Origin of the sequence: Shewanella sp. SM87 (assembly GCF_025653705.1) — a bacterium.
GTDB lineage: Bacteria > Pseudomonadota > Gammaproteobacteria > Enterobacterales > Shewanellaceae > Shewanella > Shewanella oncorhynchi.
Map to the genome: position 1 here is coordinate 62,521 of NZ_JAKKSC010000026.1, position 7,466 is coordinate 69,986.

Here is a 7,466-nt window from a genome sequence, read left to right on the forward strand (position 1 = left end):
ACAAAATTTAACATTACACTCTTGGCGTGTTGGGCAAATTTAGCCAAATAGGAACGCCGTACCACACGGCGTTCTCTGACACTTTGCTCCTTAGAGAGGGAAGTAGAACGCAATTAGCAAGGCAAATACGCCGTACAATGAGCTTACTGCGACCAATGCACGCGCATCGACAACGCCTCGCCGAAATAGCTGCCATAGAAAAATAATAGCCAAAGCAGTAATGACTCCTGCCGCCATCAGTGGGCCATCAAAAAGCCATGGCGTAAAGAAGATACCCAACGCACTGGGAATCGTTGCCTGAATCATCATGGCACCAGAAATGTTCGCCAATGCCAAGCGTTCCTTTCCTTGCCGTATCCATATGAGTGTGTTCATCATCTCGGGTAGCTCTGTCGCCACTGGACTCAGCAGCAATGCTACCAAGTGTGGTGACCATTGTAGCGCTGTGCCAATAGCCTCAAGTTGACCTACGAATATATGGGATGCAATGCCTATGACTATCAGGGACAACACGGCTTGCAGCGCCGCCCATTTTAACGATGGCTCCGTCACGGAAGGTTGAATTTTGAGAGGTTCAATCTCTTCTTCAGGCGCTGTGTCGCTCTCCTGAATTTCACGCCAGACATAGATTGCGTAGGCTACGAGAAACAAGACACCCAGCCACGGCCTGATGGCAAAGGCGATTAGGCCAAGTGCCACTTTCACTACAAACACTGCGAGAAAGGCGAGCTGGTCGTGACTCATACGGGCGTGATCGGCACGTACATGATACGTTTCCCGTTGAAGGCGGCGATGGTGGTAAATCAGTGCCAAGCCGACCACTGCATAGGCTAAGGTAGCGAGAACGAGCGGACCGCCCATGGCTGCGCCGACGCCAATGTCCTTTTGCTCTGGTGTTTTGCCGAAGACAACGGCAATGAAGGTCACCGCCGTTTCAGGTAGTGCTGTACCGAAGGCAGCAAGTACTGAACCCACTGCAGTCGCGCCAAGATTCAAACGGCGGCCGAACCATTCGATGCCGTTGACGAAGTATTCGCAGGCCAAATAAATGGTACCTGCCGAGAGGAAAAACAGAGTAAGAGTAAGGATCATGTGAGCAATCCGGCCGGGCGAGCAATAATCCAATGGCACGACAACACTGCTCGCCCGGCTGGGAAAGCGTATTGCGGCCAAAGGTCTCGCCTGGCTCTCCGCATTCGCAGAGGCTGACCACGCCATGAGGTGTTAGACCTCAATTTTGTTGACGTGGACTCCTTAGTGGGAGGCTAAGGATGACTACTCCCCAATGACAATGGGGGGCATTTTACCGTTCTTGCAGGTAAATGTCGCCATTAGGTTTTAGTGTACTTTTATTTTCTTTTTTCTGAAGTGACCCATTTCTAGAATTCACAAACTTGGTTTTAGGCTAAAAAACCGTTTTTACTCCGCGATGTTTTCGCAACTTTGCGTATCAGCGACATCGCATATCAAGTTCTTGGGGTCGTTTCTAGAACAATAATCGGTGCTAGACAGCTCGTATAATTTCTATCATCTGTTTGGATGATGTTGAGCACAATCACATTTTGTATTGAATATCAGCATAATGCTATGTAGTGGCTTTTATCTGACAAGTCCAAATCAGTCGTCCATAAAATTACCAAAACTGTAATGCACTATCACGACATGCGCAGAGCTTCGGCGACTAGTGTAAAAGCGGGGGAGGGTTGGCGGCGACTGGGGTAATACAGATAATAGCCGGCAAAAGACAGGCTCCAGTCTTCTAGTACTTTGACTAAACGCCCTTCTTTGATATGGGGTTCAAACTCTGCTTCAGGCAGGTAAGCTATACCATTGCTTTGCAAGGCTGCATCGACTATATGGTGCGATGCGTTAAAGATAAGTTGGCCGTCCACATGCACATTCAATTGCTTGCCGTTTTTTTCAAATTCCCATACATACAAACCACCGTGGGTCGGGAAGCGAATGTTAATGCAATTATGCCCGATAAGATCCTGCGGGTGTTTGGGGATGGGGTGCTGTGCAAAATAAGCGGGAGTCGCCACGGCCGCCATTGTTTGATGGGGACCGATAGGGATCGCGATCATGTCTTTATCTATGGTATCGCCTAAGCGGATGCCGGCATCGAAGCGATCTGCCACTATGTCCCTAAAGCCATAATTCACATCGAATTCTATTTTAATATCGGGATAATTGTGGAGTAACGGCGACAGTTTTGGGATGAGTAAAGTTCGCAGCACGAAATCACCGCAGGTAATCCTGACTGTTCCGGCAGGTTTATCACGCATGGCCGTTAGTGCATCCAGCTCGGATTCAATTTCATCAAATCGATTACCTATTGCATGTAACAGGCGTTCGCCAGCCACTGTCGTCGATACGCTGCGGGTGGTGCGCGTTAACAGCCTGATTTCAAGTCGGGTCTCTAAACCACTGATCGCTTGGCTCAGTGCCGATTGGGTGACGCCGAGCAAGGCGGCGGCTCGGGTAAAACTGCCTTCGCGAGCGACGGTGACAAAGCATAAAAGGTCGTTCAGATTCCGTTTCATCATACTGTTTTCTATACCACTTTAATTAGCTGAGCTAATAAGCTCTATAATCATTCATTAGCTAGTAAGGTTCCAGTGCATTTGAAACAATAGCTACCACAAAGTCAATCAGATTTAAATTTAACCATTGATAGGTATGTAATGACCACTCAGGTATGCGAAACGTTAGAACCATGCTGTGCGATTCAGCAAGCGAGTCAACAACAAACGGCAAATTGGAGTGGCGTGCTGGCGATGTCGTTATGCGTGTTTGCCTTGGTCGCCTCGGAATTTATGCCTGTTAGTTTGCTGACACCGATTGCCGCGGATTTGAATGTGAGTGAAGGATTGGTCGGGCAGGGCATTGCGATATCTGGTTTTTTTGCCGTGTTAACCAGTTTGAGTATCGCATCAATCGCTAAAGATACGGATCGCAGGTCACTCCTACTTGGGCTCATATCGTTAATGCTGGTATCTGGCATTGTGATTGCTTATGCCCCTAACTACTCAATTTATATGCTGGGCCGCTCTTTGATTGGTGTCGTGATTGGTGGATTTTGGTCTTTGTCTGGCGCGTCGGCGATCCGTCTGGTTCCAACGGAGAAGATCCCTAAAGCCTTGGCGATATTCAATGGTGGCAACGCGTTGGCTATGGTGATTGCTGCGCCGCTGGGTAGTTACCTTGGTGCGCATATTGGCTGGCGAGGTGCCTTTTTCGGCTTGGTGCCCGTCGCGCTTATTGCGTTTGTGTGGATGTGGTTTAGTTTGCCCGCGATGAAACCCGAAAAACGCATTGCTGGCTCTGCGAATGTGTTTTCTCTATTAAACAAGCCTTTGGTTCGATTGGGGATGTTGGCAATTGTGTTGTTCTTTATGGGGCAGTTTGCGCTGTTTACTTATGTGCGTCCGTTTCTGGAAACCGCTATCCACGTAGAGAGCAATAACTTGTCGTTCATTTTGCTGGTGATGGGTGTGGCGGGTTTTATGGGGACGCTGTTAGTCAGTGTGTTTTTGAAAAAGAATCTCTACCGCACGTTAATCTTTATTCCGTTGGTGATGGCGGTAATTGCTTTAGCGTTAATCCTGTTTAGCGATAGCAGTGTTGCCGTAACGACGCTGCTTGCATTGTGGGGCGGCGTTGCCACTGCGGCGCCCGTTGCATGGTGGACTTGGCTTGCGCGAACTATGCCGGATGATTCTGAAGTCGCTGGCGGCTTAATGGTGGCGGTTATCCAATTGGCTATCGGGCTGGGCTCAACCTTAGGCGGTGTTCTATTTGATTTTAATGGTTACCACAGCACATTTTTGCTGAGTGCAACCTTGTTAGCTGCGGCTGCTTTATTGGCGTATTGGACTAAGCGTTCGACACCAAAACTGCTGCTTCACACTCAATAATTAAGGAATTTTACTATGAAGATTAATGCTTTTGGTGCAAATGCCAGTCATTTACCGCTGGAACCTATGACTATTACGCGACGCCCACCCGGCGAGGATGATGTGCAGATCAGCATCGACTACTGCGGGGTGTGCCACTCGGATGTGCATCAGGTACGTTCGGAATGGGCGGGGACCTTATATCCCTGCGTCCCCGGTCACGAGATTGTTGGCCGAGTGACCGCCGTGGGCGGGCATGTCTCCAAATTTAACGTGGGTGACTTGGTTGGCGTGGGTTGCATCGTTGATAGCTGTAAGCACTGCCATGAATGTATTGATGATCAAGAGAATTACTGCGATCACATGGTGGGCACTTATAACGGCCCAACCCATGACGCGCCTGGACATACGCTCGGTGGTTACGCGGAACAAATCGTGGTTGATGAACGTTATGTGCTGCGTATCAGTCATCCACAAGCGCAATTAGCGGCAGTGGCACCGCTTCTGTGTGCGGGTATCACAACTTATTCACCGCTTCGTCATTGGCATGCAGGACCGGGTAAAAAAGTCGGTATTGTCGGCATTGGTGGCCTTGGCCACATGGGGATTAAGCTCGCCAATGCAATGGGGGCTTATGTTGTGGCATTCACCACTTCAGAATCTAAACGTGATGCAGCCAAAGCCTTGGGCGCTGACGAAGTAGTTGTTTCCAAAAATGTCGATGAAATGGCTAAGCATTTGCAGAGTTTAGATTTGATTGTGAACACCGTTGCGGCTCCCCATGATCTGGACGCTTTTTTAAGCCTATTAAAGCGCGACGGTACTATGACCTTAGTTGGCGCGCCTGCAACAAATCATCCTTCGCCCAATGTGTTTAATCTGATTATGAAACGCCGCAGCCTTGCGGGCTCAATGATAGGTGGGATCCGTGAAACCCAAGAGATGCTCGATTTTTGTGCTGAGCATAACATAGTGGCGGATATAGAACTGATCCGCGCCGATGAGATTAACACCGCCTATGAGCGCATGCTGAAGGGTGATGTGAAGTATCGGTTTGTTATCGACAACGCGACGTTAACGCGCTAGCTGAACCTGAGTGTGAATTATGGGTATTCGATGGTTAAGCGTTCTGGTCGTGCGGATGTTTATGGTTGTATTCCTGTTTATGTCCAGCATTGTGATCGCATCCGCTGCGAGTTCAGTTTCATTCAGTCAACACAGTGAGTCTATGGCTATGCGCAGTGCAAAAAAGAGTGCAATAAAGATACGCATCATCATCGAAGACACAGCATTAACCGCAACGCTTGAAAACACGCAGGCGGCTCGGGATTTTGTGAAGCTACTGCCTTTGGCTCTCGAGCTTGCTGATTACAACGGCACCGAGAAAATTTCTGATTTACCCGCAAAGCTTTCGCATAAAGAAGCGCCAGAAGGTTATGCCCCAAAAGTGGGCGACATTGCGTATTTTGCGCCTTGGGGAAACCTTGCCTTTTTCTATCATGACTTTGGTTATTCGCGAGGACTGATCCGCATTGGTCAGATTGACGGGGGAGTTGAAGTCCTTATGGGCGATAGTGATATCAAAGTGCGAATTGAGCGAGCTACAAATGGCGATTATTGAGAATAGGAAATCTGTAATGTATATGAAAAAATTAAATAAAATCACTAAGGCAATAATAATGCTAGGCCTGTTATCAACGTTAAGTCTTCCTACATTAGCGCAGGATATGTCTAATGGCGCTGATAATTTCTACCAAAGCAATAGCGTGGCTATGCAACGGGTTACATTTAAAAATCAATATAACATGGCTGTTGTGGGCAATCTGTTTATCCCCAAAAACCTCGATAAAAAACTGACTCATCCAGCTATTGTTGTCGGTCATCCAATGGGCGCGGTAAAAGAGCAAAGTGCTAATTTATATGCCACAAAAATGGCAGAACAAGGGTTTATTACCCTATCTCTAGACTTGTCATTTTGGGGCGAAAGCGAAGGTCAACCCCGTAATGCGGTTTCGCCCGATATCTACTCCGAGGATTTTAGTGCCGCGGTCGATTATCTGGGCACTCAAACCTTGGTAGATGGTGCTCGCATCGGCGTGCTGGGTATCTGTGGTAGTGGCAGTTTTGTGATTAGTGCGGCCAAGATTGACCCGCGCATGAAAGCTATTGCGACAGTGAGTATGTACAACATGGGGGCTGTAAATCGTCATGCCCTAAACCACTCTCAAACCGTTGAACAACGTAAAAAGCTTATTGCAGCTGCTGCGAAACAGCGTGACGTTGAGTTTAGTGGCGGTGAAATTCAATATACCAGCGGAACAGTGCATCAGTTAGATAAAGATACCCATCCAATCCAGCGCGAGTTTTACGATTTTTATCGTACGCCTCGGGGCGAATATACGCCAGCAAGCTCCTCACCACAGTTAACAACTCACCCAACACTGACCAGTAACATAAAATTTATGAACTTCTACCCGTTTAACGATATTGAAACCATCTCACCACGGCCCATGTTGTTTATTACTGGCGATAAGGCTCATTCAAAGGAGTTTAGTGAAGAAGCCTATCAATTAGCGGGCGAGCCAAAGGAGCTTTACTATGTTAAAGATGCAGGCCATGTTGATTTGTATGATAGAACTGCATTTATTCCATGGGATAAGTTGATTGAGTTTTTTAGAAAAAACTTATGAATGGATTCTAAATCATGAAATATATAGTGTAGTGGCATAATGAGTTTGGCAATCTAGTTATAACTGCATGAATTTACTCGTAGTAATTCAAGAACCCTACATATTCAAAGTTGTTAAGCAATATAGTTAATGCTTTTTCCAGATTTTGTTCAACGTCATTTCCGTTTTAGAAATGTTCGGCAAGTTCAAGTCTGGTTTGAGTGTCGCTGTGATTGGCCTTAAGCTGTAACGCTTTGATATCTATAGAGTCTGCATTTGTTGTTGGGGAAACAAGTGTTGCCATCAGTATTAAGTTGATAAGTGAGATTTTATCTATTGTCATGATTATTTGTATTCCTGAACAATACGGTGCTAACTCACTGCTCTCTTATTTTAACAGCTCGCAATGAAGAGATTCAAACTTTGTAGGTTTTTGCGCCCATCCCCTCGAAATTAACCTTAAGACAATTTCTATACGTGATCTGAATTTTAAGATCCTTTGAGATAAGAATATAATGTCTGCTGGCTAATCTAATCCTCACTTGCTAAAGCCTTCTTATTTTCACCTGCAACAGCCTTTGCTTAAGTTCAGTTATTTGTTCTATTCTGAGAGCCTGTTTTCTGCCTTTATATACCTCTTTCTTCGCAAGCATTGTAGTGGCACACTAATTTTGGCCACCTAAATAGAGGTGATATTATTACCTCGTAGATGACTTTAGGTGAACACATGAGATCGACAACCAGAAAAACATTTAGTGCTGAATTCAAACTTGAAGCAGCCCAATTAGTCCTCGATAAAAACCATAGCATCATCGAAGCTGCAAAGGCGATGAACGTAGGTAAGTCCACTATGGATAAATGGGTGAGACAGTTAAAGCTAGAACGCCAGGGTGGCACACCA

General features: G+C 46.6%; 8 protein-coding genes and 1 riboswitch. Of the genes, 5 read left to right on the plus strand and 3 right to left on the minus strand.

All coding sequences use genetic code 11. The features are described from left to right. Positions 1-90: 90 nt before the first annotated feature. Entirely contained in the window at positions 91-1,092 is a 1,002-nt protein-coding gene (locus L5M11_RS18115; RefSeq protein ID WP_263192894.1) for a sodium:calcium antiporter, read from the minus strand. 92 nt (positions 1,093-1,184) lie between these two features. Next, positions 1,185-1,296, minus strand: a riboswitch (yybP-ykoY riboswitch). A 359-nt stretch (positions 1,297-1,655) separates the two neighbouring features. Continuing rightward, complete coding sequence (locus tag L5M11_RS18120) at positions 1,656-2,546, minus strand: LysR family transcriptional regulator (protein ID WP_263186863.1); 891 nt, start codon at positions 2,544-2,546, stop codon at positions 1,656-1,658. A 138-nt stretch (positions 2,547-2,684) separates the two neighbouring features. Here L5M11_RS18120 and L5M11_RS18125 point away from each other — a divergent pair, with 138 nt between their 5' ends. From L5M11_RS18125 to L5M11_RS18140, 4 genes are read left to right on the plus strand one after another with little or no spacing between them, the layout of a single operon-like run. Then, positions 2,685-3,917: an MFS transporter gene (locus L5M11_RS18125; protein ID WP_263192895.1), complete on the plus strand. Its 1,233-nt coding sequence runs from the start codon at positions 2,685-2,687 to the stop codon at positions 3,915-3,917. 15 nt (positions 3,918-3,932) lie between these two features. Continuing rightward, positions 3,933-4,982 (plus strand): NAD(P)-dependent alcohol dehydrogenase, encoded by a 1,050-nt coding sequence (locus L5M11_RS18130; RefSeq protein WP_263186861.1) that lies wholly within the window; start codon positions 3,933-3,935, stop codon positions 4,980-4,982. Positions 4,983-5,001: 19 nt separating this feature from the next. Next, positions 5,002-5,517: a cyclophilin-like fold protein gene (locus tag L5M11_RS18135; RefSeq protein ID WP_263186860.1), complete on the plus strand. Its 516-nt coding sequence runs from the start codon at positions 5,002-5,004 to the stop codon at positions 5,515-5,517. 58 nt (positions 5,518-5,575) lie between these two features. Beyond that, complete coding sequence (locus tag L5M11_RS18140) at positions 5,576-6,586, plus strand: alpha/beta hydrolase (RefSeq protein ID WP_263192897.1); 1,011 nt, start codon at positions 5,576-5,578, stop codon at positions 6,584-6,586. Positions 6,587-6,752: 166 nt separating this feature from the next. On the opposite strand, the gene L5M11_RS18145 is transcribed toward L5M11_RS18140, so the two are convergent. Beyond that, positions 6,753-6,908 (minus strand): hypothetical protein, encoded by a 156-nt coding sequence (locus L5M11_RS18145; protein WP_198572234.1) that lies wholly within the window; start codon positions 6,906-6,908, stop codon positions 6,753-6,755. A gap of 384 nt (positions 6,909-7,292) precedes the next feature. Here L5M11_RS18145 and L5M11_RS18150 point away from each other — a divergent pair. Then, positions 7,293-7,466 (plus strand): transposase (locus tag L5M11_RS18150; RefSeq protein WP_263148818.1); only part of this gene is annotated, 174 nt, incomplete at its 3' end.